The sequence below is a fragment of the Pseudomonas sp. TH21 genome (assembly GCF_016651025.1).
Lineage (GTDB): Bacteria > Pseudomonadota > Gammaproteobacteria > Pseudomonadales > Pseudomonadaceae > Aquipseudomonas > Aquipseudomonas aylmerensis.
Window position 1 is genome coordinate 6,474,987 of record NZ_JAEKEQ010000001.1, and the last position, 26,333, is coordinate 6,501,319.

Sequence of the window (26,333 nt, forward strand, 5' to 3'; positions counted from 1 at the left end):
GCCATACAGCCAACGATCAAGACCGCTGACCGCTCGCTGCGAGCAATTCCTTCAAGATCGTCGCCGGGTCGGCCCGCTGTTGCTTGCGGTAGTTGCCGACATGGCGGACGAACAGTGTTGCGCGCGTCACCAGGCTCTTGCCGAGCACGGGTTTGCGATCCAACTCTTCCTTGATTCGTTGAAACTGTGCCTGGATCACCGCATCGGTGTAGCGCGTGCCGGTGGCCAGGTTGTCGATATAGATCGCCACCGCGCCGTCGAGGGCGCTGCGTCCGTTGTCGATGGCGGTGGCGAACAACTGCGCGCTGGCCTCGTCCTTGTTGTCCAGGGCCTGCTGGCGACTCTTCTGCAGGTTGGCCAGGCGGATGTTGTAGTTACTGATGGTCTCAGCCACCAACGCGGCCGACTGGATCAGGTTGCCCGCCGCCTCTTCGCGTTGCTGGGCGATCAGCGAGACATTGCGCTTGAGCTCTTCGTTGACCAACCCCAGCTCGGCCTGCAGCTTGGGGTCGGCGCTGGCGGCGATGATGCTGTCCAGGCGCTTGGTCGGGTCCTGGGCATCGTCGATGGCGTCGGTCAGCGCGGCCAGGCGACCTTCTTTCTGCCACTGCGCGAACAATTCCTTGTAGCGCGAGCGCGGCGCCGACAAGGCCCCCATCGCCACGCGGAAGCCGGTGGTTTCGTTGCTCTGCTCGGTGCCATCGGCAGCGAACAGCGGGTATTCGCGACGCATGCCGGTAAACAGCGTCCCCTCACCTTCCAGGTAGTTGCCGCCCTTGACCACAAAGCCGCCGTAGGTGCCCTGGCGACGCCCGGCGTGCACCAGCTGGAAAGACTCCTGGACCATTTCCGCGGCGTTGCCGATCACATCGAACATACCGATCGGGTTGGGCAATTTGGTGCCGATGGGCATCAACCGCGCCGCCTGCCCGGTGCCACCGGCGACCTGGTTGAAGACTGCGTAATCACCTAGCGGGCCGTCGCTGTCACTGCCGTCAGTGCGGCGCGGGAACAGGCGCCCTTCCAGATCCTGGCGGCTCACCGCGTGGCCGCCGCGCGCGGCGAATTCCCATTCCACTTCGGTGGGCAGGCGCACAAACCCCAGGCCGCCGTCATCCGCCGACGAACCGCGCCCGCTGACCGGCAGCAAGTCACGGTGGTATTTCATCAACCAGGCGCTGTACACCGCCGAGAAGCGCTCGGCCTCAAAGCGCGAGAGCTTGACCTTGGGCAAACGCCCGGCCATGCCGCTGGGAACATCGCAGGCCGGCGCCGGCTCGCCGCTGGCCAGCGACTGCGCCTGGGACATCACCTGGGCGTACTGGCGGGCAGTCACTTCGTACTTGCCGATGAAGTAGAGCATGGGCTTGAGCGGGGTCTTGGCGTCGGTCTTCGGCATCAGTGGCGCGATGACTTTGTTCCACTCCTTCGGCAGGTCCTTGAGGGTGAACTGGCCGTTGATGAAGTCGCGGCGGTAACCGGAAATAAACGACTGCTGGTAGCCCGCCTCACCTTCGGCAAAGGGATAGCCGAGGCTGATCTCGCGATCGTCCAGGGTGCCCTGGGCCAGGACGTAGGCGTAGCGAAACAGCATATTGCCTTCGCACGGCAGCGGCAGGCTGACGTCGCCGGGCAACGGCTTGGGGTTGTCGAGCTTGTCGCTTGCCTCATCGGCCCAGGCCATCGAGGCCAGGCTCAGCGCCACACAGGCGCCCAGTAACTTATACATCTCTGATTCCTTCAGAAGCCTGGATACGCGCCACTCGCCAACCGCCACAGGCCGCCGCCACGGCGCTGACGCCAAGGACTGCAACCAGGGCCAGGGCGTAATGACGCGCCAGCAGGTGGCTGGCGTGTTCGCCCGGCACCTGCACGAATAATTGATTCAACCCCGCCTCGGCCAGTGCATACAGCCCGGCACTCAGCACGGCGGCAACACCTGCGCTGTACAGCGCCTGCATCACCACAAACAGCAACAGCGCGCCGGTGGAAAAGCCCAGCAGGCGCAGCACCGACAATTCCCGACGCTTGCGCGCCACCGCAGCCAACGCCCCGGCGAAGATCGCTGCGAACGCCCCCGCCAACGCCAACCCGGCGATGATCCAGAACACAATCGACAGGTTGCGGCTCAACGACTGCACCTGGGCGATGGTGTGCGCCTGGGTCGACACCAGCAGGTTCTGCCCGGCGAAATACACCCGCAGCGGCTCCACGTCGACCAGGCTGCGCGCATACAAGCGAAACGCCGGGTACACGCGCTGCTCGCTCACGCCCACGGCTTCACCGTCCCAACCCAATGCCGGTACGGCGCGGCCATCGCGGTAATCCTCGGCCGCTTCCAGCAAACTCAAATCAGCAAACAACCCGTCGCGTGCAAAGGCTTCCAGCGGCACTACCGCCAGCACCTGCAGGCGTGTGCGCCGGGCCTCGACGCGCCCCGCCACTTGCCGTGCAAAGCTGGTTTCCAGCCAATCGCCTGGCCGCGCCGCGAGCTTTTCGGCGGCGGTGTGGCTCAGCACGATCTGATCCAGCCCGCGCGGCATCGGCACGCCCGCCAGCAACGGATCGCCCGACGCTGTCGGCAGCATTTCCAGGGTCAGCGTGCCCACTTGCGCGGTGGCTGCAATCTGCCGTGTACGTGGCAGTGCAAACGCCACATCCGGGCGCTGGCCCAGTTGCTCGACAAATGCGCTGCTGAATCGACCACCGCCCAACGGAATAATTTCACGGGTCGCGGGGTCGGTCTCCAAACGTTCGGTCAAACTGCTAACCAGTCCAAATTTCAGGCCGAATAACACCAGCAACGGCGCGATCACGGCGACCAGTGCCAGCACCGAGCAGGCCGACAGCCACGCGTCGTTGCGGTAATCCTGCCAAGCCAGGGAGGCCACCAGAGGGATGCGCATCAGCTCGCCTCCCCGAGCGTCGCGGTGACACCGCCGTCGGTGTCGCGACGACAACTGATGCGCCGCACCTGCAAGCCGCTGGCACGCGCCAGGGCCTCGTCATGGGTGGCAATCACGCAGGCGGCGCGATGCTCGCGAGCCTGGGCCAGCAGCGCGTGCATCACGCGCTCGGCGTTCAGCGGGTCAAGCGAGGCAGTCGGCTCGTCCGCCAGCACCAGCTGCGGCGCATGGGCCAGCGCGCGGGCGCAGCTCACACGCTGGCGTTGCCCCACCGACAGCGCTGCCGGCTTCTTCATCAACTGATCGCTGATTTCCAACTGCGCGGCCAGGCGCGCCACGCTGCCGTCATCCTTCAGGCCCAGCAGTTGCCGCGACAGCGCGATATTGCTGCGCACATCCAGAAACCCCAGCAGCCCGCCGGTTTGCAGCACATAACCCAGGTGCCTGCTGCGCAGCTCGGCCAGGGTGGATTGCTGATCGGCGCGCCACAACCCGGCAATATCCTGCTGATGGAAGTCAAACTGACCGACTTGATCCGGCGCCAATACCAGCGCGAGCAAATCCAGCAAGGTGCTTTTGCCACAGCCGCTCGGACCGACGATTGCCACTTGCTCACCGGCACGCAGCGCCAGCGCCGGAATCACCAGGCTGTAACGCTGGCTATCGACACCACGGCTCTTGTGCACCGCGCTCAGGTTCAGCATCAAGGCAGCGTCGACAGCGGCACGCGGTACAACGCATCGCCCGGCTCGGCATCGCCGAAACGGACCCAGTTGGCCACGTCGTTGTGGAAGGTTTCGTAGAGACGGATTTTCGAGTCCAGCTCGTCGATAAAGTCTTCCTGCTCGGCCACGCTCAACGACAACCACAAGTCCTGGGTCATGTTCAGCGACTTGCTGCGGTACGGCAGGCCTTCCAGGTATTCGCCGAGAATGCCGCCGTCGGCCAGGTTGCCGCCCTTGCGCAGGGCTTGCGGGTCGCGGCTCATATAAGCCGAGGCGCTGGCAATTTCCTGGAAGAAATCCTTGGGCGAGGTCTGGGTCTTGCGCGCCGCGTCGACAATCAGTTTCAGCGACTGCTGCAGGTCATTGAGCTGCAACTTGGTCAGCATCACACACACCTGGAACGCCGGCAGCGCCGGGTTGGTCAGGTCGCGGTCGGCGGTCCAGGCGCTGACCAGCTGCGGCGCCTGGCTCGCGGTTTTGCGCCCGAGGAAATCCATGTGCATCGCGTAGCCGACCGCCGCCGATTTGTCCGCCAGGCTCGGCGCACTGCTCAACTGCGGCACCGGCTGCGGCGTATTGCTGCGCACCTGATGGACAAGGTTGGCGAACACCGTGCCGATCTCGTCGACACGCTCACCCAACTTGCGCACATCGCCACCCGGCACCGCCGTGTACAGATCGGCGATCTGCGGGTTGGCGTCGGCCGTGAGAATGCGGTACTGGCTCTCGGCACCGGCGTGGGTTTTCTTGCCGGCGTCGGTGCGCAGGTGCAGCGCGTAGATCTTGATCTGCTTGCCCAGCGCGGCCTGGCGTACTTCGGCTTCGTTCATCTGGGTGGCCGCGAAAGGGTCGTTCTTGCGCAGTGCGCCGGCATCGGTCACCAGCAGGATGATGCGACCGCCATAGCCGGACCAGTCCATGCCGTCCACGGCCTGCATCACGCCGGCGAACGCGTCCTCGTTGAACGAGTGGCTGGACACGGTGGACGCCTTGACCTGGCGCGCCATGTCGAGAAAACGCTGCGGGTCGCGGCCCTGATCGAGGGTGATCAGGGTCTTGGCCACGTATTCCAGGCCCGGGGTTTTCTTGATGCTGCTGCGAAAACCGACCATGCCGAAGCTGACACTGTCCAACTCGCCACGCTCGGCGATGCGGGTTTGCAGCTCGTGCACCACATCGCGGATCTGGTCGATATAGGGCTGCATGGACACGGTGGTATCGACCACCAGCACCACGGCGGTACGGAAGGCGTCCGCGTTGGCATTCAGCACCGGCGTGGCCGGCTTGGCGGCGGCGGTGCCGGGGTCGATGGAGGCCACGTTGAGCAACTGCACCGGCTGGCCGTTTTCGTCGAAACTCTCTTTGGAATCGAAGATCGGCAGCAGGTAGAACTGGTTCTGCGGCACCGCACTGGCGGTCGGTTCAAGGGCCAGCACCTGGCCGTTGTCGTCGCTGTTTTTTTGCGCCTTGGCCAACGCGCCCTTGGCGGCGGCGGGGTCGGCCAGCAGCTTCTCGACTTCGCTGGACTGGCGCAGGAACATCACCGGCGCCCGGCCCGAGCGCTCGGTGAACTTGAGCACCAGGCTCTGCTTCCAGTCACTCACTTGCGCGGCCGGCAACCAGCCATCGCTGCGGCCATCGGTGGCGGCGCCGACGCGGACCCACGGGCTGCCATCGACGTCCTTGCGCTGATAAACGTAGAGCACGGAAAACGCCGGCAGTCCTTCGCCTGGCGCGCCACCGGCATCATGCGAGAGCTTGGCGCCCGGCTTGCTGAGCACGCGCTGGAACAAGGTTTTCTTGCCGGCCATCAGCAGCGGGCGCTGACCGCCGTCCACTTCGGCCACTGCCGGTGTCGCCTCGGCCGGCGGCGCCTTGGGCAGCACGGCAGCCGGCGGCTTGGCGGGCTCATCGTTGCCACTCAGCCACCAGTAGCTCGCGCCACCAATGGCCAACGCGACCGCCACGGCCACCGCGGCCAATGCCAACACCGGCCCACGGCGCTGCTCGGACACGGCGTTGTGCTGGGTCGGCGTCACCACCGGCTGACGCACCGGCTGCGGCTGGGGTTTATCGGTCGGGATGTCGATGGTGACCGGCGTCATGCCCGCCAGGTCGAAGCTCAGCGGGATCGGCAACGGCCGCACCAGGGTGGCTTCCAACGACTCCGCTGGCAGGTTGTCCAGCGCTGCCAGCAACGCCGCCGCATCCGGGAAACGCTCCGCCGGGTCCTTGGCCAACAGCTTGCGCAGCACGTCCTGATAACGCCCGTGGTGCACCGGCAGCTCCGGCAAAGGCTCGGTCAGGTGCGCCAGCGCCGTGGACAGCGCATCGGTGCCGTTGTACGGCAGCTTGCCGACGAGGATTTCGTACAACACCACGCCCAACGCATACAGGTCGGCGCGGCCATCGATCTCCTGGCCCCGCGCCTGTTCCGGGCTCATGTAGCTCGGCGTGCCCACGGCAAACCCGGCCTGGGTGAACTGGGTGCGGTCGTCCAGGGACTTGGCGATGCCGAAGTCCGACAGTACCGCCGTGCCATCGGCGCGAAACAGAATGTTCGCCGGCTTGACGTCGCGGTGCACCAGGCCCTGGGCATGCGCATAGCCAAGTGCCGAGGCGATCTGGCGAATCAGCGTCACGCCCTGCTCCGGCGTCAGGCCGGCGGCGATGCGCTCTTTCAGCGTGCCGTTGGGCAGGTATTCCATGGCCATGTAATACAGCTCACCGACATTGCCGATGTCATGGATGGTCACTGTGTGCGGGTGCGACAAACGCGCCAGGGTCTTGCCCTCGCGCAGGAAGCGTTCGCAGAAGCTCGGGTCGGCCGCCAGTGCCGCCGCCATCACCTTCAATGCGACCTTGCGCTCCAGCGAACGCTGGGTCGCCAGGTACACGCTGGCCATGGCGCCTTCGCCGATTTCGCCTTCGATGTCATAGCCGGGAATCAGGATGTTCATGCCGATACCTTCACGACGATGGCGGTGATGTTGTCCGGCGCACCCCGGTTAAGCCCCAGGTGCACCAGGCTGCGCACGATTTCATCCGGCGCGTCGTGGCTGAGCACTTCGCGGATTTCATGGTCTTCGACGGTTTTGTTCAAGCCGTCGCTGCACAACAGGTAGCTGTCGCCAGGTGCGATCAGCAGGTCGATTACCGCCAGCTCCAACTGGGCTTCCACGCCAATCGCGCGGGTGACAATGTTGGCGCGTGGGTGCACACGGGCGTCGGCTTCGCTGAGCAAGCCGCTGTCTTGCAAGTCCTGGACGTAGCTGTGGTCGCGGGAGATGCCTTCGAGCACGCCGTCGCGCAGGCGGTACAGGCGGCTGTCGCCCGCCCACAGGCACACGCCGCGCAAGCCGCGCGCGGCCAGCACGACCACGGTGCTGCCCATCATCGTCACACCACGGTTGGCAGTTTCTTCACGCACGGCCGCGTTGATGCGGATCAGGTCATTGCGCAGCGCCGCCGAGTATTCGTCGAGGGAACGCCCCACGGGGAGGCTGCGCAGGCTGTCGACGATCAGGCTGCTGACGTAGTCCCCCGCCGCATGCCCGCCCATGCCATCGGCGACCACCCACAGGCGATTCTCCGGCAGGTCCAGGCACGCGTCTTCGTTGACCTGGCGGACCATGCCCACATGGCTTTTGCTCGCGGATTTGTACGTCGACCCCATCTACACCACACCTTCTTGTCCGAGCAAAAACTGCGCAAAATCGCCGGTGGCAGGCAGGCCCTGACACCGCAATAAACCAGGGGAAATCGTCTGCGAACCACGGCCCCACCACAGGCTCGCACCGTCGCAGGCCTGTTCGGCGAGCGCATTCATGCGCTGCTCGGGCTCGCTGGCCGCTACGCGTTGCAGGCCGGCGAAACGACTGTCCACCGCGCGCAATGTGCTTGCCGGCACGCCCAGGCTATCGAGGCCAGCATTGAAGCTTTCGAACGAGGCGCCAGCATCCAGGGTGCTGAGCAACAGCTCTTCAGCGTGTTCGAACCAGGTGTCCGGCCCGCCCACCAGGGAGGCAGGATTGGTGTCGTGATCCAGCAAGGCCACCACCGCCAGCGGGAAATAGCGCCCGACCCGGTCGATGCTCGGCATCACCACGCCCGCCGCCGCGTCCGGCCCGCACACGCCCGGCGCCAGTACAAAGCGCCACAGCGGGCTGACCAGGTACACGTTGAGCCAGTCGGCGCCGAGGCTGTGCTGGCTGGCGAGCAGTCCCGCCGCCAGCCAGCTGTCCCACGGGCCGATAAAACTCTGCGGCAAGGCGCGGCTGACAAAGTCGCCGCGGCTGGCCAGCTTGCCGTAGAAACCCAAAGTCGTCATAGCCGCTCCGGCAGGCTGAAGCCACTGAGCACACGGCTCTTGAACGGGTTGAAAGCGCTGTTGGCGCGCAGTTCGTAGGCAATGCTCGCGCCGTCGACCCGCAGGCGCAGGTTGAAGCGATCCGGCGAGTTGCCGGCGGTCAGGTCCGATTGCTCCAGCAGGCGGAACCATGCCCACGGCCCGTCCAACGTCACCCCGGAGCGCCCGCTGGCCGACGGCGGCATGATCGAAATACGCACCACGCCAATGCTGCCGGGGTTCGGCCATTGCATCGCCACCGGGCGGCTCGGGCCATGGTCGTAACTCAATTGCTGGCCGTCGAGGTCAAGCAGGAACTGAGTGATGGTCGGGTCCATCGACACCGGCTTGAGTTCGAACCGCACGATCGGCTGGGTGCCGCCGGCGCGGAAGAACGCATCGCGAATCGTCGCGGCGCGCTGGAAGGTCTGCAGCACGCCCGGCGCAATGCCGAGCTTCTGCGCCGCACCCGGCTGCCAGCGCCAGGTCTGCGCGGAGGTGTCCACGTACGGCTGCAGGTATTTGCGGAAGTAGTTATCCATTACCCCGCCCACGCCGAAGAACTGGCCGAAGTCATCCAGGGTGGCATCCCGCGCGCTGCCCGGCGCCATCGGGTAGCGCCCGGCCAGGGACTGGCGATACACGTTGACCACTTCGCTGACCCAAGCCGCGTTCAGCTGGTTGCGCACGCCGCCCATCATGCTGTTGGTAGTGGAATTGACCACCGACTTGACCATGCCCTGCACCAGCGGCGGTTGGCGTTCGGCATTCAGGCTGACCCGCGTGGCTGCCGCCGCTGCCTGGTTCTTCGCCTCGCCGAGCAAGGCATCACCGCTGGCGCCGACCATGGCGCTGACCTGCACATACAGCGCGTTCATGTCCGCCAGCAGGCCATCGATAGCTGCCGGCTCGCCTTCGTTCTTGCTGACGATGCTGTTGAGTTCGGCAAAGTGCGCGGTCACCGGATCGTCTGCCGCCTGCGGTGCATTGGCGACAGGTTGCTCCTGGCCGAGCAGACTGCCGAGACGCTCCTTGAGCTTGTCGACGCCGCCTTCCACCGGTACGCCCTTGGCCGCCAGCTGGCGCTCTTCCGCCTGCAGATCGGTTTCCCTGGCCACCGCCACCAGCAGTTTTTTCAGCGGCGAGGTCGGGCCGGAAATCACCCGCAGCACGTCGGCGGCCTGGGCCACGCTGGTGATCGGCACAAAGTCGATATCGGCGAGCAAGGCATCCCACTGGCGCTGGTAATCCTGGAAATACAGGCGCCGCACATCGGCGGCCAGGCTCACCACGTTTTGCTGGTCGGCCTGCTCATGGCCGAGCACCCATTGCTCCTCGGCCAGGGTGCCGGTCTGATTCAGGCTGCTCAGCAGGAACGCCTGGCGATAGCCCTTGGCGGTGAAGAACCCACTCAACGGCTCGCCCAGCGGCTTGCCGCTCTTGCGGCTGAACACCAGCGCCGCGTCACGCCCAGCGGCTTCGTTGAGGCGAAAGTCCGGGATGCCTTCGGGCAGCTTCTGACGCTTGACCCGGTCGTAGACGCGCTGCGCCACCGGCAGTTGCTGCAGCTGGCGACGCAGGTCGTCGATCAGGCGCGGGTCGAGCCGCGCGCTCGGCGGATGGCGTTCGAACAGGGCCTGCAAGTGCCCGGTCAAGGCCTGGCGCTGGTCGGCCGGCAAGTCGCGCGGCAGGTTGCGATCCCAGTCCAGGGCGATCCAGGCCTTGATGAAGTCCGGGTCATAGTGCTCGGTGTCGGCGAGCATCAGGTAAGCCTTGAGCCCTTCGTAGAGGAAGTCCGAATTGCCGCCGCCGTGCAGTTGCTCTTCGATGCGCGTCACCAGGCGTGGCGCGAAGACGGCGATCAACAGCTTGCGATAGACGCTGGCGGACTCGGCTTCAAGCATGTCGCCCTGATACAGGCCCAACCCTTCGGACCAGCTCGGCGAGTCGCCCGCCAGGTTTTTAACCGCGTTGAGCAGCGGCAGCACCGCGAGCACATCACGCTGCGCCGGGCTGAGGTTCTGCACGGTCTGGCCGAGGGGCGCGGCCTTCTGGTCGACCTGGGCGATATACGCCTGGTTGGCGCGATAGCTCACCCACCACAGGCCGCTGACCACCACCACCAACGCCACGGTGGCCGCAAGCACGCCGCGCGCGATCCACTTGCGCCGGCGCTCGACCTTCGGGTTCACCCCCACCAGCCCGCGCTCGGCGAAGGCTACGGCGGTGAAGAGTTTTTCGATGAAGTAACTGCGCCCGGTGCCACTCTGGCGCGCCAGGTGCTGGCGGTCCAGGTTCATGCTTTGGGCCATGGCGCCGATCAGGCGGTCGATCGGGCTGCCTTCCTGGGTGCCGCTGGTGAAGTACACGCCGCGCAGCAGCACGCGCTCTTCAAAGGCATTGGGCTTGAACACGCCCTCAAGAAAGCTTTGCAGGCAATCCTTCAAGGCGCCGAACTGCTGCGGGAAGCCATAGATCAGGTCGCGCCGCGCCGGGTCGCGTTCCTGTTGCAGACGTTCGACCAGGCGCTCGTTGAGGCGCTGCTCCAGGCCGGCGAATTCGCTTTGCAAGTGCGCCAGCGGGCTGTCGCTGTTCTTGCCGTCATCGAGGGCAAAGGTCATGCCCCACACCTGGGCGCGCTCTTCCTTGCTCAGGTTGTCGAAGAACTCCATGAAGCCCGGCACCAGGTCGAGCTTGGTCAGCATCAGGTAGATCGGGAAGCGCACGCCCAGTTGGGTGTACAGCTCCTGGATCCGCAGGCGAATCGCGGCGGCGTGGGCAGCGCGTTCCTCGTCACTGCCCAGCAGCAGGTCCGACAGGCTGATGGCGATGAAGGCGCCATCGATCGGGCGGCGCGAACGCTGCTTTTTCAGCAGGTCGAGAAAGCCCAGCCACGCAGCCTTGTCCACCGTGGAGTTGCTGTCCTGGGTGGTGTAGCGGCCGGCGGTGTCGAGCAAAACGGCCTGGTCGGTAAACCACCAGTCACAGTTGCGCGTACCACCGACACCGCGCACCGCTCCGGCGCCCAACTGGGCGGCGAGCGGAAAGTGCAGCCCGGAATTGACCAGCGCAGTGGTCTTGCCCGAACCCGGCGGGCCGATGATCACGTACCACGGCAGCTCGTAAAGGTTGCGCCGCTCATCACCGCCCAGCTTGGCCTTTTTCAGCAGCGCCAGGGCTTCGTCCATGCGCTGGCGCAGGGTGGTGAGTTCTTCGGCGGTGGCCACGCTGTTGGGGTCGGCCGGGGTTTCCGCCGCCAGGCTGCGCATCACTTCGGCGGCCTGGCGCCGGGCCTGGAGGATGCGGAACACGCGGTAGGCGATCCACAGCGCAAACACCAGGATGATCAGCGCCCAGCGTCGCCCTTCGGGCACCAGCACGTCGAGCAATGGCCCGACAAACCAGATGATCAGGCTCAGGGCGATCAGGCCCAGGACGGGGATCACCCAGCGAATCATGAAACTGAAAAACGCCTTCACTCGACGCCCTCCGCCAATACGGTGATTTCAACCCGACGATTGCGGGCACGGCCTTCGGCAGTGGCGTTGGTCGCCACCGGCTCGGTGTCGCTTCTGCCTTCGGCACTGAAGCGATCGGCCTGGCCGGTCTTGGCCGCCAGGATCTCCAGCACCGACTTGGCGCGTGCTTCGGACAGCGCCCAGTTCGATGGGAAGCGCAGCGTGGCAATCGGGCGGTTGTCGCTGTGCCCGGTCACGCGCACCTGGCCCTTGACCTTGCGGATGGCGTCGGCAATCCGCAGCATCAGCGGCTGGTAGTCATCGACAATGCTGGAGCTGGCGGAGGCGAACAGTTCATCGCCGCGGATCGTCACCACGGAACGGTCGACCGCATCCTCCACCGCAACGCGACCGGCCTTGATGTCTTCCACCAGGAAACCCGCCAGGCGCGGCCGTTCGATGACTTTGGGCTGCGCCACCGGACGGTCGATGGCCTGCACCGGGATTTCGCCCAGGGCATGGATATTCTTGAACACCGGCTCGGCGTCCGCGGCCAGCTTCATGCGCAAACCAAACAGCAGCGCCAGCAGCAGCGCCAGGCCGATGGCCACGGCGATCCACGGCGGCATGAACTGCGCCAACCGGTCGCGCGCCACCGTCACGCCGCGCCAATGCGGCGACAGCTCGCGCTCGTGCTCGCCACGCGCACTGCGAATGGCAGCGGCGGTGCGTTCGCGCAGGGCTTCCAACTGGCTGCGACCGTCGTTCATCACGCGGTAGCGACCTTCGAAACCCAGGCACATGCACAGGTACAACAGCTCCAACAGGTACAGGCGTTCCCGTGGGCTTTGCAGGCAGTGGTCGAGCAGCTGGAAGACCTTTTCGCCGCCCCAGGCCTCGTTGTGCACAGTGATCAGCAGGCTCTGCTTGCCCCAGTCGCTGGTACTGCCCCACGGCGTACTCAGCACTGCTTCGTCAAGGGCGGTGCACAGCGCGTAACGCGCCAGCAGCACTTCGTTGCGCGCCACACCGGCGGCTTCGGCACGTTCTTCGAACTGGCGCAGGTAGGCCAGCAATTGCGCGCGCAGGCTGGCCGGCGCCGGATGGGCGATGGTGCTGCGCAGGCGCGTGAGCAGTGCCAGCAGCGGGCCGGCGGCGCTTTCAAGCGGGTTGAGGCCCTGGCTCTTGCCGGTCAGGATCGGCGCTGCCGGCATCGACAGCGGGGCCGGTTGTGCACGCACCGGCTCCGGCGCCCGGCCACCCGGGCGCGGCATGAACTGGGTGCGGTCATCGTCATTGGGATGCATCGCGGATTATCCTCGGATCGCCCAGAAGGCCAGGTTCAAGCCCGGGAATTGCCCGGCGATATGAAAGGCAAAACCACCGGAGTTGCTCAGCTGCTGCCAGTGCTCGCTGCCACGGTCCAGCTCGTAGTAAGTGGAGCCTGCGTGGTACGGGATCTGGCGCGGCGCCACCGGCAGCGGCAGCAGGCCGATGCCCGGCAGTTGCAGGTTGACCAGGTCGCGGATGTGCTCCACCGAGCCGACCTTGCTCTGCTGGCCGAAGCGCCCGCGCAGGGTTTCGCCCGGCACATCGGCGCGCACCACGAGGATGAAACTGGCGCTGTCGAGCAGGGTTTTGTCCGCCAGCATCGCCACGTGGACGCCATAGGCTTTCTCGACAATCGGGATCGGCGTGGCCTTGCTGTCGATCAGCATCGACAGGGCCTCACGCAGGGCCGCCATCACCGGGGTGAAACTCAGGGCCAGGTCGTCGTGCTGGTACTGCGGGTATTCCTGCGGACGTCGGCCGGCAGTGGAAAAGGTCGAGAACTCACCGGCCAGGCTCACCAGTTCGCTGAAGAAGCGCTCCGGGTGCAGCGGGCTCAATTGGCTGAAATGCTGGAGCAGCGGCTGCGCCCGGTTGACCAGTTGCAGCAGCATGAAATCGGCAATCTCCGAGGCGCCTCCCGCGCCCGAGGCGACCACGCGGCCAGCCAGGGCTTCGCCACGCTGGTGCAGCAGGCCGAGCAGTTCGCTGCGAAACGCGGTCAGCGGTTTGCTCGCGGCCACATCGAGGACTGGCGGGATGTAGCTGTCATCGAGCACGAGTGCGCGGTCGGCACGCTTTTCCTTGATGCGCACCAGGCCGATGGCGGCGTAGTCGCTGATGCCATCCTGGGCGGTCAACAGACGCAAGGCGCGCGAACCGACGGCCACCGGCGCGCGGTTCTCGAACGGCGCGTTGTCGTCGCGCACTTCGCGCACCTGGCTCACATAGCGCGCAGCGCCCAAGTCTTCGCCTTCATCAACGGTGTCACGGGCACCCGCACGCTTGAGCGGCAAGGCCAGGTACACCAGGCCGTCGCGCAGGGAGTCATCGATATTCAGCGGGCTTGGCGCCAGGTCATCCTGGGGGATGTTGAACGGCGTGCCGTCGGGCAACAGGCCGCGCGCCGAGACGATCGCCAGCTTGCCCTGGGCCAGCAGGCCCTGGTCGATCAGCAGCTCGGAGAACCCCCAGGCGCCCACGGACAACGGGCGGCTGCGGGCGTCGATCAGGTTTTCCAGGTAACGGTCATGCTGCTGGAAGTGCTGCGTTCCGATGAACATGCCTTCCGACCAGACCACGCGATTGTTCCAGGACATGGGGGCTCCGATTGCGTTATTGGGCAGGGCTGGATGGGGCAACCACGACGTCGGCGCGCACCGCGCGTACATCGAGGCTGATCTGGTATTCGGTGTATTGGCGCGCTGGCACGTTGATCACCGTGCGCCACTGTGCGCGGTCCAACTCGCGATAGCCGACCAATAGCCCGATCTGGCGCGTGGACGGGTCGAGGTCGCGCTGGATGCTCAGTTGCTCGCCGGGCTGCACCATGACTTCATCCTGGTCCAGCAGGTCCAGGCCGAGGGTGGATTGCGCGCGGTCAGCCAGGGCGAAGTAATCGGAGCGCGCGAAGGTGGCGGCGTTTTTCAGTTCGAAGATGCGCACCCGTACCGGGGCGGCCTGGCCGTTGGCGCCGGGGTTGAGCCCGGCAATCGCGTGAAAGTGCAGCTCGACGGCGGCGGTGTCCGCTGGCGCCTCGGTGGCGGCGTCGGGTTTGACGGCATCCTTGGCACACGCCGTCAGCAGAAGCAGTGTGGCGACTGCGAATAAAAACCTGGGAATCATCCTGCGTCCTCAATGACGTACTTAGCTATCCGTTAATCCATGTGTTGCGGGTCAGCGACGCTGGCGTGCGCTGTGTTCCTCATAGGCTCGGCTGAATTCGCGGCCGAACAGGTCCTGGAAGTCTTCCTGGGCCTCGCGGGAAATGTTGCTGTAGAGCTCGGTGAACTGCTGCCAGTACTGGGCCTGGCGCGAGCCGTTGAAAAGGCTCGAGAGACCGCCGGGCTTGCCCATGCGCTCTTCCAGCTGCGCCGGCTCGAAACGCCCGAGCAGGTGTTTGATCGCTGCTTCCACACCGGCCATCACTGCCAACTGGTGGGCGCGCAAGTCGTCGAAACTGTCGCGCACGGCAGCATCGGGCGCCATAAACGCCTGGTTGCCATGGCGAAGCAGCAGCAGTAACGCTTCGTCGGCATTCGGTGCGAATTTCAACGGATTGTTTTCAGCGGGCTGGATCATCGTCTGCTGCATGCGGAACTCGCCCTTGAGGCTGGCGCGGGCGCGCAGCACATCGATCAAGCCTTCGACCATCAGCCGGTAGCTGCGGCCGATACTTTCCATCTGCGCGCAGGCATCGGCCCGGTCCAGGCGCAACTGGTCCAGGCCGGCACCGCGCAGGAAGGCTTGCAACAGATCCGGCTGTTGGCTGTCGGCCACAGGGAGCACGGGCTCGACCACGGGCGGCGGGGTAATGGGCGCAGGTGGCGGTGACGGCGGAGGTGGCGGTGCGCTGACGACCGGTGCGGGCGTGTCGCCAAACAGGTCCCAGTCTTCGGGAATGACCGAACTCGGCACCACGGGTTTCTCGACGACCACAGGGGTCGGGGGGCGGAAGTCATGCTGCTCGGACGGCACGTGGTCCGGTACCGTCGCGGGCGGTACGGCAATGGGGCTGAGGAAGTCGAACAGGTCCGGCAGCGTGTCCATCGACGACGCCCCATGGAACTGCGGCGCGATCACCGGCGTCGGCGTGGGGGTGCTCACCACGGCGCCCATCAGCGCTTCAAAACTGTTCGGTGAATCCCCGGCAAACGGCTGGCTGTCGACCGCCTGCACATTGAAGTCGATACGCGCCTGGATCTCGTAATCGCCAATGCGGATCAACTCGCCATTTTGCAGGGGTTCGCTGTTACCCCGGCGCATCCGAATACCGGCGTTGACCAACTCCACGCCATTGGTGCTGTTATCGGTTAAATAATAACGGCCTTCTTTGTATTGAATAACGCAGTGTTGTGAAGACACCAGCCGCTCAGGGTCAGGCAACACCCAGTCATTGTCCGCGCTGCGGCCGATAGCCATCGAGCCCTGATTCATGGACTTTTCCGAGCACTGCCCAGGGGTGATCTTGTGATAACTAGTGATAGTCAAACACAGCGACATCTTGCCTCCTTGCTGATACTTCGCGCGCAGTCGATTCCCGGGCCGAGCGGTTCCCGGGAGATCCCCATCTGGTCGTGCAATCGACCGTCCACAACCTGCCGATACCAGCATGATCGCTGATCTTAACTGGGCTCCATGACAAAAATCCTGTCCTGGTACGCCGTTCGACCCACCAGTCGTGCAGGTTGTTAAGCACCGCACATCTGTCACAGAGGGCGAATAGCTTACCTTGACAAGCCCTAAGTACTACACCAAAAATGCACAACTTCTTGAATACCAGTGATGTCACATTAGTGGCATCTTGCTTATATGACCAAGAAAACATGCAAAGTTCCTCGCGCAACTAATGCATGCATTGCCCGCCATCTAACGGGCTGATAGGGAGATCAATTTCAGTGGATGTGCCGTTGCTGCTCACCGCCGTTTCCGCAACTTCGCCGTGTGGCGAAGACATGGAATATGACGCGGACTTTCTCCAACTGGAGCGTGATGCCAAGGGCCAACCCGAGCGCAGCATGGGCGATTCGATTTTGCCCGCTGAACCGCCGGAATGGCGCAGCATCCAGCAGCAAAGCCTCGACTTGTTGCAGCGCAGCAAGGACCTGCGAATCACCCATTTCCTGTTGCAAAGCTCGCTCGCCCTGCAAGGCGTGGCCGGACTCGCAGAAGTGCTCACGCTGATCAACGCGCTGCTGCGCGAATACTGGGCCGACCTGCACCCGCGCCTGGATGCCGACGACGATAACGACCCCACGGTTCGCATCAACGCACTGTCCGGCCTGACCAGCGACGCGACCATTCGCCTGCTGCGCGAAAGCATCCTCACCCGCTCGCGCACCTTCGGCCCGGTCAGCCTGCGGGCCGCGCTGAACGCCAGCGGCCTGATGAATTTCCCCGATGAACAGCTCGGCGCGCAGCAACTCAACGCCGCGTTCCTGGACAGCGACCCCGAGCAATTACAGGCCACCCGCGATGCCCTGGGCGCCGCGCGCGCCGCTTGCGAAGCCATCGAACAGCAGGTCAGCGACCAGGTCGGTTCGGCCCAGGGCGTCGACCTCAGCCTGTTGAAGCAACCGCTCAAGCAGGCCCTGCAAATCCTCAACCAATTCGTACCGAACAGCGACACCCGCAGCGAACCCGAGGCCGTCAGTGACGACAATGCCCCCTCGGTCGACTTCGCCGCAGCCCCCGCAGCACCGCGCCCCACTGGCGACATCGCCAGCCGCGATGACGTGCTGCGCAGCCTCGACAAAATCCTTGCGTACTACACCCGGCACGAGCCTTCGAGCCCGCTGCCGGTGTTGTTGAACCGGGCCAAGAATCTGGTGCACGCCGACTTCGCGGCCATCGTGCGCAACCTGATTCCCGACGGCATGTCCCAATTTGAAAACCTGCGCGGTCCGGACGGCGAGTAAGCCGCCCGAGCGTGCAGTAACAACACCGTCGCTCAAGCGACCAGGAGCAGCAACGTGGCGAAGCAAAGTTCTCAGAAATTCATCGCGCGCAACCGCGCGCCTCGAGTGCAGATCGAGTACGACGTCGAGCTCTACGGCGCCGAGAAAAAGGTCCAGCTGCCCTTCGTGATGGGTGTGATGGCCGACCTCGCCGGCAAGCCAGCCGAGCCTCTGGCGCCCGTGGCCGACCGCAAGTTCCTTGAAGTCGATGTCGACAATTTCGACTCGCGCCTCAAGGCCATGCAGCCGCGCGTGGCATTCCACGTCCCCAACGAGCTGACCGGCGAAGGCAACCTGAGCCTGGACATCACCTTCGAAAGCATGGACGACTTCAGCCCGGCGGCCGTGGCCCGCAAGGTCGATTCGCTGAACCAGCTGCTCGAAGCCCGTACCCAGCTGGCCAACCTGCTGACCTACATGGACGGCAAGACTGGCGCTGAAGAAATCATCATGAAGGCGATCAAGGACCCGGCATTGCTCCAGGCACTTGCCAGCGCACCCAAGCCTGCAGGGGACCAATAATCATGACGGACAATACCGCCCGCGAAGGCTCCCAGATCCTGGGGGCTACCGAAGAAGCCAGCGAGTTCGCGAACCTGCTGCTGCAAGAATTCAAGCCCAAGACCGAGCGTGCCCGCGAAGCCGTGGAAACCGCCGTGCGCACCCTGGCCGAGCAGGCCCTGGCGCAAACCGACCTGGTGTCCAATGACGCGATCAAGTCGATCGAATCGATCATCGCCGCCATCGACGCCAAGCTCACCGCCCAGGTCAACCAGATCATCCACCACCAGGATTTCCAGCAGCTGGAAAGCGCCTGGCGTGGCCTGCACTACCTGGTGAACAACACCGAGAGCGATGAGCAGCTCAAGATCCGCGTGCTCAACATCTCCAAGCCGGACCTGCACAAGACCCTGAAGAAATTCAAGGGCACTGCCTGGGACCAGAGCCCGATCTTCAAGAAGATGTACGAAGAAGAATACGGCCAGTTCGGCGGCGAACCGTACGGTTGCCTGGTCGGCGACTACTACTTCGACCAGTCGCCACCCGACGTCGAGCTGCTGGGCGAGCTGTCGAAAGTCTGCGCCGCCATGCACTCGCCGTTCATCGCTGCAGCGTCGCCGACCGTGATGGGCATGGGCTCGTGGCAGGAACTGTCGAACCCGCGCGACCTGACCAAGATCTTCACCACCCCGGAATACGCCGGCTGGCGCTCGCTGCGTGAATCGGAAGACTCGCGCTACATCGGCCTGACCATGCCGCGCTTCCTGGCGCGCCTGCCATATGGCGCCAAGACCGACCCGGTGGAAGCCTTCGCCTTCGAAGAAAACACCGACGGCGCCGACAGCTCCAAATACACCTGGGCCAACGCCGCCTATGCGATGGCCGTGAACATCAACCGCTCGTTCAAGCACTACGGCTGGTGCTCGCGCATCCGTGGCGTGGAGTCCGGCGGTGAAGTGGAAAACCTGCCGGCCCACACGTTCCCGACCGATGACGGTGGCGTGGACATGAAGTGCCCGACCGAAATCGCCATCAGCGACCGCCGCGAAGCGGAACTGGCGAAGAACGGTTTCATGCCGCTGCTGCACAAGAAAAACACCGACTTCGCCGCATTCATTGGCGCGCAGTCGCTGCAGAAACCGGCCGAATACGACGACCCGGACGCCACCGCCAACGCCAACCTGGCCGCACGCCTGCCGTACCTGTTCGCCACCTGCCGTTTCGCCCACTACTTGAAGTGCATCGTGCGCGACAAGATCGGCTCCTTCAAAGAGAAGGACGAGATGCAGCGCTGGTTGCAGGACTGGATCCTCAACTACGTCGACGGCGACCCGGCGCACTCCACCGAAACCACCAAGGCCCAGCACCCGTTGGCGGCAGCCGAAGTGATCGTGGAAGACGTCGAAGGCAACCCGGGGTACTACAACTCCAAGTTCTACCTGCGCCCGCACTACCAGCTTGAAGGGCTGACCGTGTCGCTGCGACTGGTATCGAAGCTGCCTTCGGCGAAAAGCGCGTAATAACGATCCGCCGGGATCGGGCTTTTTGTGGGAGCCGGGCTTGCCCGCGATGCAGGCGACGCGGTCTGTCAGTCAGACCGAAGTGATGCCATCGCGGGCAAGCCCGGCTCCCACAGAAAAGCACCGCCCTTGGGTTAACCAAATATCGTGGCTGAGACCACACAGGGAGAAAACATGGCTGTTGATATTTTCATCAAGATCGGCGACATCAAGGGCGAGTCCATGGACAAGGCCCACAAGGACGAAATCGACGTGCTGAACTGGAGCTGGGGCATGGCCCAGTCCGGCAACATGCACGTGGGCGGTGGCGGCGGTGCGGGCAAGGTGAATATCCAGGACCTGTCGCTGACCAAGTACGTCGACAAGGCGTCGCCGAACCTGATGATGCACTGCGCCAGCGGCAAGCACATCGACAAGGTCAAGCTGACCGTGCGCAAGGCCGGTGGCGAGAGCCAGGTCGAGTACATGGTGATCAACCTGGAAGAAGTGCTGGTCACCTCGCTGAGCACCGGCGGTTCGGGCACCGATGACCGCCTGACCGAAAACGTCACCCTGAACTTCGCCCAAGTGATGGTCGACTACCAGCCGCAGAAAGCCGACGGCACCAAAGACGGCGGCGCGATCAAGTTTGGCTGGAACATCCGTTCCAACACCAAGCGCTGATAGCCCTTGTGGCCGTGGCCCGGCGCCACGGCCCAAGGCTTTGTGTTCCTCTCGCAATCCGTCCGTGGAGCTGCTTTGGTGGTAACTGAAATCGCTTCCCGCGACCGTCTGCAACCGTCCCTGCTGGACCGGTTGACCGACGACGACCCGACCAATCCCAAGGAAAGCGCCGACAAACGCGTGCTGTCCCTGACCCAATTGAAAGCCTCGGTTCTGCGCGACCTGGCGTGGCTGCTCAACACCACGTCGTTGCTGGATGCCGATGCCACCCTGCACACCCCGGCCGGTACTTCGGTGGTCAACTACGGCCTGCCGGCACTGGCGGGCAACAGTGTGTCCAGCGTCGATATCAAGGCCCTGGAAGCCCTGATCTACCAGGCCATCGCCACGTTTGAGCCGCGTATCCTGCGCCACACCTTGCGGGTCAAAGCCCGCGTCGGCCATGGCGAGATGAACCACAACGCGCTGAGTTTCGAGATCGAAGGCGACCTGTGGGCACAACCGGTGCCGTTGCGCCTGCTGCTGCAAACCGACCTCGACCTGGAGTCTGGCCACGTGCGCGTGGTGAATGCCGACCAGCGGAGGCGCCCATGAACCCGCGCCTGCTGGAGCTGTACAACCAGGAACTGCACCACGTGCGCGAAAGCGCGGCCGAGTTCGCCAAGGAATACCCGAAGATCGCCAGTCGGCTGACCCTGTCCGGCATGGACTGCGCCGACCCGTACGTCGAACGCCTGCTCGAAGGCTTTGCCTACCTGACGGCCCGCGTACAGCTCAAGCTCGACGCCGAGTACCCGACCTTCACCCACAACCTGCTGGAAATCGCCTACCCGCACTACCTGGCACCGACACCGTCGATGACCGTGGTGCAATTGCAGACCGATCCCGATGAAGGCTCCCTGGCCAGTGGCTTCCCGCTGCCGCGCGACACGGTGTTGCGTGCCGCGCTGGGCCGCGAGACCCAGACCTGCTGCGAGTACCGCACCGCACACCCGGTGACGTTGTGGCCGTTGCAAGTCAGCGGCGCCGAGTACTTCGGCAACCCCGCCGCCGTGCTCGGCCGCCTGGCCGCCAGCGAGCCGAAAGCCAAGGCCGGCCTGCGCCTGACCCTGCGCACCGGCGCCGAATTGCCGTTCAACAGCCTCGACCTCGATAACCTGCCGCTGTACCTGAGCGGCGCCGACGAGCAACCGTTCCGTCTCTACGAGCAATTGCTCGGCAACGCCTGCGCGGTGTTCGCGCGCAAGCCCGGTGGCGACTGGGTCGAACGCCTGCCTCAAGGCGCGTTGCGCTCGCGGGGGTTTGACGACGCCGACGCGGCGATGCCCGTGGTCGCGCGGGCATTCCAGGGCTATCGCCTGCTGCAGGAATACTTCGCCCTGCCCCACCGCTTCCTGTTCGTCGAATTCGCCGAACTGGGCCGCGCGGTCAAACGCTGCGACGGCCAGGAGCTGGAGCTGATCGTCCTGTTTGACCGTCACGAGCCGAGCCTGGAAGGCAGTGTCGGCGCCGCGCAGTTCATGCCGTTCTGCACGCCGGCCATCAACCTGTTTGCGAAACGGGTGGACCGCATCCACTTGTCCGACCGGGTCAACGAACACCATGTGATCGCCGACCGCACCCGGCCGATGGACTTCGAGATTCATTCGTTGAGCGGCATCACCGGCCACGGCACGGGGCCGGAACAGCCGTTTTTGCCGTTCTACGCGGTACGCGATCCGTCGCGGTATGGCCGTGACCAGGCCTACTACACCGTGCGCCGCGAGCCGCGCGTGCTGTCCAGCGATCAGCGCCGCAACGGCCCGCGCTCCACGTATGTGGGCAGTGAAACCTTCGTCAGCCTGGTCGACAGCCAGCAGGCGCCGTACCGCCACGACCTGCGCCAACTTGGCGTAACCGCGCTGTGCACCAACCGCGATTTGCCGCTGTTCATGAGTGTGGGCAACGGCAAGACCGACTTCACCCTGGCCGACAGCGCCCCGGTATTGGCCGTGCGTTGCGTTGCCGGCCCGAGCCGCCCGCGCGCCAGCCACGCCCATGATGCCAAGGCCTGGCGCCTGATCAGCCAGTTGTCGCTCAACTACCTGTCGCTGAGCGAACAAGGCCAGGGCGCCGGCGCCTTGCGCGAACTGCTGCGCCTGTACGGCGACAGCAACGATGCCGCCCTGCAATTGCAGATCGAAGGCCTGCGCGAAGTCAGCAGCAAAGCGGTGACCCGACGCTTGCCGATGCCGGGCCCGATCGTGTTTGGTCGCGGCCTGGAAATTACCTTGGAATTCGATGAAAACGCGTTTCGCGGCACTGGCGTGTTCCTGCTCGGTGCAGTGCTGGAGCGCTTCCTGGCACGCTACGTGTCGATCAACAGTTTTACCGAGACGGTGATCCGTACCACCGAACGCGGCGAGATCATGCGATGGAAAGCCAAGCCCGGGCGGCGTCCGACCCTGTGAATACACTGGATGCGATGCATCAGGAGCCCTGGGAATACGATTTTTTCCAGGCATTGCGGCGTATCGAGTGCGAATCGCCGGAGCTGCCACGCCTGGGCCATTCCCTGCGCCTGGCGGATGACCCGCTGCGCCTCGGGCAACAGGCCGACTGCACCTTCGCCCCGGCGACCCTGGCCTCGGTCGATCCGGGTGGCGACGGCAAGCCGGCGCGGCTGGAGCAGTTCTTCTTCGGCCTCGGCGGCCCCAACGGCCCGTTGCCGCTGCACATCACCGAGTACGTGCGCGAGCGTCAGCGCAACAACGCCGACAGCACCAGCAAACAGTTCCTGGATATTTTCCACCACCGCCTGCTGAGCCTGTTCTACCGGGCCTGGGCCGAGGCGCGGCCGACCGTCAGCCACGACCGTCCGGACGACGACTACTGGTCCGCACGCCTGGCGGCCTTGAGTGGCCGCGGCATGCCGAGCCTGCTCAACCAGGGCCTGATTCCGGACACCGCGAAGCTGCACTACAGCGGTCACCTGTCGGCGCAAACCCGCTACCCGGACGGCTTGAAGGCGATCCTCGGCGAGTACTTCGGCCTGCCCGTGGAGATCGAGGAATACGTCGGTCAATGGCTGGAACTGCCCGAGCGCAGCCGCGTCAGCGTGAGCGCCAATCAACTGGGCGTGGACTTTTGCCTGGGCAGCCACGTGTGGGACCGCCAGCATAAATTTCGCATCCGCCTCGGCCCGCTCAAGCTCGATGACTACATGGGCATGCTGCCCGGCAGCCAGCCGTTCAATGAGCTGGTGGCGTGGGTGGCCGAGTACCTGGGCCATGAATTGGACTGGGACCTGAACCTGGTTTTGCAACAACCCGAAGTGCCGACGCTGCAACTCAACGGCCAGTTCCGCCTGGGCTTCAACACCTGGCTCGGCAAACCTGCACAAGACGCCAACGACCTAATCCTGGCCCGGCACTACGCCGATCACGCCACCACCTCAAGGAATCCAGAGCATGGGTGAAATCAGTCGCGCCGCACTGTTCGGCAAACTCAACAGCGTGGCCTACAAGGCCATCGAAGCCGCCACCGTGTTCTGCAAACTGCGGGGCAACCCGTACGTGGAACTGGCCCACTGGTTTCACCAGTTGCTGCAGCTGCAGGACTCGGACCTGCACCGCATCATTCGCCAGTTCAACGTCGAGCCGGCACGCCTGGCCCGCGACCTGACCGAAGCCCTGGACCGCCTGCCGCGCGGCTCGACTTCGATCACTGACCTGTCATCTCACGTCGAAGAGGCCGTAGAACGCGGCTGGGTCTACGGCAGCCTGATGTTCGGCGAAAGCCAGGTGCGCACCGGTTACCTGGTGCTCGGTATTCTCAAGACCCCGAGCCTGCGCCACGCGTTGCTGGGCTTGTCTTCCGAGTTCGACAAGATCAAGGCCGAAGCCCTGAGCGAACGTTTTGACGAATACGTCGGCGACTCGCCCGAAAATGCCTTGAGCGCCAGCGACGGTTTCAATGCCGGTGCGGTACCAGGCGAAGCCAGCGGCGCGATGGCGCCGAGCGCGATGGGCAAGCAGGAAGCCCTCAAGCGCTTCACCGTCGACCTCACCGAACAGGCCCGCAGCGGCAAGCTCGACCCGATCGTGGGCCGTGACGAAGAGATCCGCCAGTTGGTGGATATCCTGATGCGTCGGCGCCAGAACAACCCGATCCTCACCGGTGAAGCCGGGGTGGGCAAGACCGCCGTGGTCGAAGGTTTCGCCCTGCGCATCGTCGCCGGCGATGTGCCGCCTGCGCTCAAAGACGTGGAGCTGCGCAGCCTCGACGTGGGCCTGCTGCAAGCCGGCGCGAGCATGAAAGGCGAGTTCGAACAGCGCCTGCGCCAGGTCATCGAAGACGTCCAGGCTTCGCCCAAGCCGATCATCCTCTTCATCGACGAAGCCCACACGCTGGTAGGTGCCGGTGGCGCCGCCGGCACCGGTGACGCCGCCAACCTGCTCAAGCCTGCCCTCGCCCGTGGCACCTTGCGTACCGTGGCCGCGACGACGTGGGCCGAGTACAAGAAGCACATCGAGAAGGACCCGGCGCTGACCCGGCGTTTCCAGGTCGTGCAAGTGGCCGAGCCGTCGGAAGACAAGGCACTGCTGATGATGCGCGGCGTGGCCTCGACCATGGAAAAACACCATCAGGTGCAGATTCTCGACGAAGCCCTGGAAGCCTCGGTGAAGTTGTCGCACCGCTACATTCCTGCGCGCCAGCTGCCGGACAAATCCGTGAGTTTGCTGGACACCGCCTGCGCCCGTGTCGCCATCAGCCTGCATGCCGTGCCGGCTGAAGTCGATGACAGCCGCCGCCGCATCGAAGCGCTGGAAACCGAGTTGCAGATCATCGCCCGCGAACACGCGATCGGCATCGCCATCGGTACACGCCAGGCCAACAGCGAAGCCTTGCTGAGTGCCGAGCGTGAACGCCTGGCCACCTTGGAAAGCCGCTGGGCCGAAGAGAAAACCTTGGTCGACGAACTGCTGGCGACCCGCGCAACCTTGCGTGAAAAAGCCGGCGTGGTCGACAGCGGCAACGATGAGCTGCGCGCCCAATTGGTCGACCTGCAACAGCGCCTCACGGCCCTGCAAGGCGAAACCCCGCTGATCCTGCCGACCGTGGATTACCAGGCCGTGGCCTCGGTGGTCGCCGACTGGACCGGCATCCCGGTGGGCCGTATGGCGCGCAATGAGCTGGAGACCGTGCTCAACCTCGACCAGCACCTGAAGAAGCGCATCATTGGCCAGGACCACGCGTTGCAGATGATCGCCAAGCGCATCCAGACCTCCCGCGCCGGCCTCGACAACCCGAGCAAGCCGATTGGCGTGTTCATGCTCGCCGGCACGTCGGGCGTGGGCAAGACCGAAACCGCCCTGGCCCTGGCCGAAGCCATGTACGGCGGCGAGCAGAACGTGATCACCATCAACATGAGCGAGTTCCAGGAAGCCCACACGGTGTCGACCCTCAAGGGCGCGCCACCGGGCTACATCGGCTACGGCGAAGGCGGCGTGCTGACCGAGGCGGTGCGGCGCAAACCCTACAGCGTGGTGCTGCTGGACGAGGTGGAAAAAGCCCACCCGGACGTGCACGAGATCTTCTTCCAAGTGTTCGACAAGGGCGTGATGGAAGACGGCGAAGGCCGGGTGATCGACTTCAAGAACACCCTGATCCTGCTGACCACCAACGCCGGCACCGAGCTGATTTCGCAAGTCTGCAAAGACCCTGCGAACACGCCCGAGCCGGAAGAAATCGCCAAGGCCCTGCGCCAGCCGTTGCTGGAGATTTTCCCGCCGGCGCTGCTCGGCCGCCTGGTGACCATTCCTTACTACCCGCTGAGCGACACGATGCTCAAGGCGATCACTCGCCTGCAACTGGACCGCATCAAGAAGCGCGTGGAGAGCACCCACAAGGTCGCCTTCGACTACGACGATGCGGTGGTCGACCTGATCGTCTCACGCTGCACCGAAACCGAAAGCGGCGGGCGCATGATCGACACCATTCTGACCAACAGCCTGCTGCCGGACATGAGCCGTGAATTCCTCACGCGCATGCTCGAAGGCAAGGCGCTGGCGGGCGTGCGTATCAGCACGCGGGATAACGAATTGCACTACGACTTCAACGATTGACCTGACGGAATGCGATAAAAACTGTGGGAGCTGGCTTGCCTGCTTCCACACAAGCCAGCTCCCACATTGGATTCGGTTTCTTCAGTTATTAAGTCATTTA

19 protein-coding genes are annotated in these 26,333 nt (G+C 64.6%); 8 read left to right on the forward strand and 11 right to left on the reverse strand.

The window, feature by feature from the left end:
• Positions 1 to 16: 16 nt before the first annotated feature.
• The 11 genes from JFU04_RS28915 to tagH are packed head-to-tail and all read right to left on the reverse strand — an operon-like array spanning position 17 to position 15,988.
• Complete coding sequence (locus tag JFU04_RS28915; RefSeq protein ID WP_065902506.1) at positions 17 to 1,729, reverse strand: SUMF1/EgtB/PvdO family nonheme iron enzyme; 1,713 nt, start codon at positions 1,727 to 1,729, stop codon at positions 17 to 19.
• On the reverse strand, positions 1,722 to 2,906 hold the full coding sequence (locus JFU04_RS28920; RefSeq protein ID WP_201146152.1) for an ABC transporter permease: 1,185 nt from the start codon (positions 2,904 to 2,906) through the stop codon (positions 1,722 to 1,724). Before JFU04_RS28920 ends, JFU04_RS28915 begins: the two co-directional genes overlap by 8 nt.
• Complete coding sequence (locus JFU04_RS28925; RefSeq protein ID WP_201146154.1) at positions 2,906 to 3,610, reverse strand: ABC transporter ATP-binding protein; 705 nt, start codon at positions 3,608 to 3,610, stop codon at positions 2,906 to 2,908. The genes JFU04_RS28920 and JFU04_RS28925 overlap by 1 nt, the downstream gene beginning before the upstream one ends.
• Positions 3,610 to 6,591: a serine/threonine-protein kinase gene (locus tag JFU04_RS28930; RefSeq protein WP_201146156.1), complete on the reverse strand. Its 2,982-nt coding sequence runs from the start codon at positions 6,589 to 6,591 to the stop codon at positions 3,610 to 3,612. The genes JFU04_RS28925 and JFU04_RS28930 overlap by 1 nt, the downstream gene beginning before the upstream one ends.
• Positions 6,588 to 7,307 (reverse strand): PP2C family protein-serine/threonine phosphatase, encoded by a 720-nt coding sequence (locus JFU04_RS28935; RefSeq protein ID WP_065902515.1) that lies wholly within the window; start codon positions 7,305 to 7,307, stop codon positions 6,588 to 6,590. The genes JFU04_RS28930 and JFU04_RS28935 overlap by 4 nt, the downstream gene beginning before the upstream one ends.
• A complete protein-coding gene (tagF, locus tag JFU04_RS28940) occupies positions 7,308 to 7,961 on the reverse strand; it encodes a type VI secretion system-associated protein TagF (RefSeq protein WP_065902517.1) in 654 nt (217 codons plus the stop codon).
• The gene (gene tssM / locus JFU04_RS28945; protein WP_201146158.1) at positions 7,958 to 11,458 is read right to left on the reverse strand and encodes a type VI secretion system membrane subunit TssM; all 3,501 of its coding nucleotides are present in this window, start codon (positions 11,456 to 11,458) and stop codon (positions 7,958 to 7,960) included. The genes tagF and tssM overlap by 4 nt, the downstream gene beginning before the upstream one ends.
• Positions 11,455 to 12,744 carry a DotU family type VI secretion system protein gene (locus JFU04_RS28950; RefSeq protein ID WP_065902521.1) on the reverse strand — a complete coding sequence of 430 codons (1,290 nt, stop codon included), beginning with the start codon at positions 12,742 to 12,744 and terminating at the stop codon, positions 11,455 to 11,457. Before JFU04_RS28950 ends, tssM begins: the two co-directional genes overlap by 4 nt.
• Positions 12,745 to 12,750: 6 nt before the next feature.
• Complete coding sequence (gene tssK / locus JFU04_RS28955; protein ID WP_201146160.1) at positions 12,751 to 14,085, reverse strand: type VI secretion system baseplate subunit TssK; 1,335 nt, start codon at positions 14,083 to 14,085, stop codon at positions 12,751 to 12,753.
• Between the two features lie 16 nt (positions 14,086 to 14,101).
• Positions 14,102 to 14,611 carry a type VI secretion system lipoprotein TssJ gene (gene tssJ / locus JFU04_RS28960; RefSeq protein ID WP_201146162.1) on the reverse strand — a complete coding sequence of 170 codons (510 nt, stop codon included), beginning with the start codon at positions 14,609 to 14,611 and terminating at the stop codon, positions 14,102 to 14,104.
• Positions 14,612 to 14,662: 51 nt separating this feature from the next.
• Positions 14,663 to 15,988 carry a type VI secretion system-associated FHA domain protein TagH gene (gene tagH / locus JFU04_RS28965; protein ID WP_201146163.1) on the reverse strand — a complete coding sequence of 442 codons (1,326 nt, stop codon included), beginning with the start codon at positions 15,986 to 15,988 and terminating at the stop codon, positions 14,663 to 14,665.
• A gap of 395 nt (positions 15,989 to 16,383) precedes the next feature.
• On the opposite strand from tagH, the gene tssA reads away from it, so the two are divergent.
• The 8 genes from tssA to tssH all read left to right on the forward strand — a co-directional run bounded on the left by tssA (position 16,384) and on the right by tssH (position 26,233).
• Positions 16,384 to 17,403, forward strand: coding sequence for a type VI secretion system protein TssA (gene tssA / locus JFU04_RS28970; RefSeq protein ID WP_106802280.1), 1,020 nt, complete (start codon positions 16,384 to 16,386; stop codon positions 17,401 to 17,403).
• A gap of 54 nt (positions 17,404 to 17,457) precedes the next feature.
• Positions 17,458 to 17,964, forward strand: coding sequence for a type VI secretion system contractile sheath small subunit (gene tssB, locus JFU04_RS28975; protein ID WP_010207547.1), 507 nt, complete (start codon positions 17,458 to 17,460; stop codon positions 17,962 to 17,964).
• A gap of 2 nt (positions 17,965 to 17,966) precedes the next feature.
• Positions 17,967 to 19,463, forward strand: coding sequence for a type VI secretion system contractile sheath large subunit (gene tssC, locus JFU04_RS28980; RefSeq protein WP_032884437.1), 1,497 nt, complete (start codon positions 17,967 to 17,969; stop codon positions 19,461 to 19,463).
• Positions 19,464 to 19,637: 174 nt separating this feature from the next.
• Positions 19,638 to 20,126, forward strand: coding sequence for an Hcp family type VI secretion system effector (locus JFU04_RS28985; RefSeq protein ID WP_005792512.1), 489 nt, complete (start codon positions 19,638 to 19,640; stop codon positions 20,124 to 20,126).
• Between the two features lie 78 nt (positions 20,127 to 20,204).
• On the forward strand, positions 20,205 to 20,720 hold the full coding sequence (gene tssE, locus JFU04_RS28990; RefSeq protein ID WP_005792513.1) for a type VI secretion system baseplate subunit TssE: 516 nt from the start codon (positions 20,205 to 20,207) through the stop codon (positions 20,718 to 20,720).
• On the forward strand, positions 20,717 to 22,576 hold the full coding sequence (gene tssF, locus JFU04_RS28995; protein WP_065902533.1) for a type VI secretion system baseplate subunit TssF: 1,860 nt from the start codon (positions 20,717 to 20,719) through the stop codon (positions 22,574 to 22,576). Before tssE ends, tssF begins: the two co-directional genes overlap by 4 nt.
• Positions 22,540 to 23,583 carry a type VI secretion system baseplate subunit TssG gene (gene tssG / locus JFU04_RS29000; protein WP_065902535.1) on the forward strand — a complete coding sequence of 348 codons (1,044 nt, stop codon included), beginning with the start codon at positions 22,540 to 22,542 and terminating at the stop codon, positions 23,581 to 23,583. Before tssF ends, tssG begins: the two co-directional genes overlap by 37 nt.
• Entirely contained in the window at positions 23,576 to 26,233 is a 2,658-nt protein-coding gene (gene tssH / locus JFU04_RS29005) for a type VI secretion system ATPase TssH (RefSeq protein ID WP_201146165.1), read from the forward strand. Before tssG ends, tssH begins: the two co-directional genes overlap by 8 nt.
• The last annotated feature ends 100 nt before the right edge of the window (positions 26,234 to 26,333 follow it).